Here is a 2,265-nt window from a genome sequence, read left to right on the forward strand (position 1 = left end):
TCGCGGGCAGGTCCGGCGCGCCGAACACGGTGACGCCCGGCACGAGCGCGGCCTCGGCGGCGCTGGCGAGCGGCAGGTACAGCTCGGGGGCGTTCGACGCGGCGGCGGAGCCCGGCTCCGGGCCGACCCCTTGGCCACCGTTGGCTGAACCGGAGAGCGTGCCGGAACCCGAGCCTAAAGCCGCGCCACTTTCGGCTGATTGCCCATCCCGCGCCACGCCGCACGCCATCGCGAACGCGCCGCGCATCGGCCGCAGCGCGCCGGTCAGCGACAGCTCACCCGCGAATTCGCGGCCGGCCAGCGCGTCGGCCGGGATCTGGCCGTTCGCGGCGAGGATGCCGAGCGCGATCGGCAGGTCGAACCGTCCCGACTCCTTCGGCAGGTCGGCCGGCGCGAGGTTGACGGTGATGCGGCGCACGGGGAATTCGAAGCCGCAGTTCTGCAGCGCGGCGCGCACCCGCTCGCGGCTTTCGCGGACTTCGAGATCGGGCAGGCCGACGATCGAGAACGACGGCAAGCCGTTGGCGAGATGGACTTCGACGGTGACGTCCGGCGCACGGCCGGAGGCGGGCGCGCGACTGCGCACCACGGCGAGCGACATGGCGAGGCTCCTGTAAGCAAGACGGACGACGGCCGTTCGAGGCCGCATGCCGCGGGAATCGGAGGAATCGGTGCGCGCTTGCCGGCGTGGCGCGGGGAAAGAACGAGGAACAGCGGAACGACGGACTGCGAAGAGCGATGAACAGCGAAGAGCGGGGTGCTGCGGAGAACGACGGGCGACGAAGAGCGATACGGTGACTTCAGTGCTTCAGTGCTTGAGGCGGCGGGCGCGGGCCGCACGAGGCGGCCCGCGCCCGGACCTTGCGGCCGGGCAGGGCGTCAGGCTTGCGGCGCGGCGAGCTTCTGCTCGAGTTCCGCGACGCGCTTCTCGAGTTCCTCGAGGCGCACGCGGGTGCGGGCGAGCACTTGCGCCTGCGTGTCGAATTCCTCGCGCGTGACGAGATCGAGTTTCGAGAAGCCTTGCGACAGCATGGCCTTCACGTTGCGCTCGACGTCCTTGGCCGGCGAGTTTTTCAGCAGATCGCTGACGCGCGACTGCAGATCGTTGAAAACGTCGCTGGGTTGCTTCATGTGATTCCCCTTCCTTGCACAAAAAATGTGCATCTTCAGTTGCGTACGTGCCCATGATGCACGCATGACCGGAAATGGTGCGCCCGGAGCGCGAATTCCGGGCATGGCGCCCGCATGGGTGAATGCCCCGGCGATCCGGGACGTGCGTGCACTCTAGCAACGATCCTTTCGCCGCGCCAGCAAACCGGGCCACGTTGGCCATTCGGCCGGGCTTCCGCACCTTACATCACGCGATGCGACCCCTTGGTGAAGCCCTTTGAAACGGTGCTCGAACCGACTTGGCATGCGAGTTGCTGAGAAGAGTCCGTTACAACATTCCAACCAATTCGACGGGACAACCCAGCGAGAGGACTTCATGAAACTCATTACCGCAATCATCAAGCCGTTCAAGCTCGATGAGACGCGCGAAGCGCTGTCGGCGCTTGGCGTCTCGGGCATCACGGTGACGGAGGTGAAAGGGTTCGGTCGGCAGAAGGGGCACACCGAGCTGTACCGCGGCGCCGAATACGTGGTCGATTTCCTGCCGAAGATGAAGATCGAGGCAGCCGTGTCCGACGATCTCGTCGACCAGGCGGTCGAGGCGATCGAGCGGGCCGCGCGCACCGGCAAGATCGGCGACGGCAAGATCTTCGTCACGTCGATCGAACAAGTGATCCGGATTCGCACCGGGGAGACGGGCGCTGACGCGCTGTAACAGAACAGACAAGACAAGCGACAAGAGGAAACCCAAGATGCGCAAACTTCTGATGTCCCTGCTGATGGCCGGCTCGCTGATCGCGGCCGGCGTCGGCCCCGCGCTCGCCGACGACGCGGCGTCCGCCGCGGCTGCGTCCGCGATGGGTGTCGGGGTCCTGCGGTTCGTCGTTCTAGGCGGCGTGGTGGGGGTGGTATTTTCCGTGGCGGCGGCACGCAGCAGCGGCGACGCCGTCGTTGCAGCGGCGGCATGCGTGCTGCTGCGGGCGTGGCTCGACCATCGCCGCACGGTGCTCGCGCAGCACACGGCCGGGCGCGTGCAGGCCACGTTGCGCGCGCGGCTGTTCGACCGGATCGCCGCACTCGGCCCTGCGGGGTTCAGCGGCGAACGCACGGGCGGCGTGATGCTGGCCGTCGTCGATGGCGTCGAACAATTGCAGA

The 2,265-nt window shown here is 67.5% G+C and carries 3 protein-coding genes and 1 pseudogene; 2 read left to right on the forward strand and 2 right to left on the reverse strand.

The window, feature by feature from the left end:
* Positions 1–601 (reverse strand): magnesium chelatase domain-containing protein (locus tag G3N98_RS39040; protein ID WP_277396948.1); only part of this gene is annotated, 601 nt, incomplete at its 3' end.
* A gap of 278 nt (positions 602–879) precedes the next feature.
* The gene (locus G3N98_RS39045) at positions 880–1,131 is read right to left on the reverse strand and encodes an accessory factor UbiK family protein (protein ID WP_006489451.1); all 252 of its coding nucleotides are present in this window, start codon (positions 1,129–1,131) and stop codon (positions 880–882) included.
* 355 nt (positions 1,132–1,486) lie between these two features.
* Between G3N98_RS39045 and G3N98_RS39050 the strand changes: the two genes are divergently transcribed.
* Positions 1,487–1,825 (forward strand): P-II family nitrogen regulator, encoded by a 339-nt coding sequence (locus tag G3N98_RS39050; RefSeq protein ID WP_004198020.1) that lies wholly within the window; start codon positions 1,487–1,489, stop codon positions 1,823–1,825.
* Between the two features lie 37 nt (positions 1,826–1,862).
* Positions 1,863–2,265, forward strand: a pseudogene (locus G3N98_RS39055) (hypothetical protein); the annotation flags it as partial.

This window comes from Burkholderia sp. Tr-20390 (assembly GCF_017104595.1).
Taxonomy (GTDB): Bacteria; Pseudomonadota; Gammaproteobacteria; order Burkholderiales; family Burkholderiaceae; genus Burkholderia.

Coding starts and splice junctions, on each gene's coding strand:
- G3N98_RS39045 (WP_006489451.1), bottom strand. CDS start 1,131: ATGAAGCAACCCAGCGACGTTTTCAACGATCTGCAGTCGCGCGTCAGC.
- G3N98_RS39050 (WP_004198020.1), top strand. CDS start 1,487: ATGAAACTCATTACCGCAATCATCAAGCCGTTCAAGCTCGATGAGACG.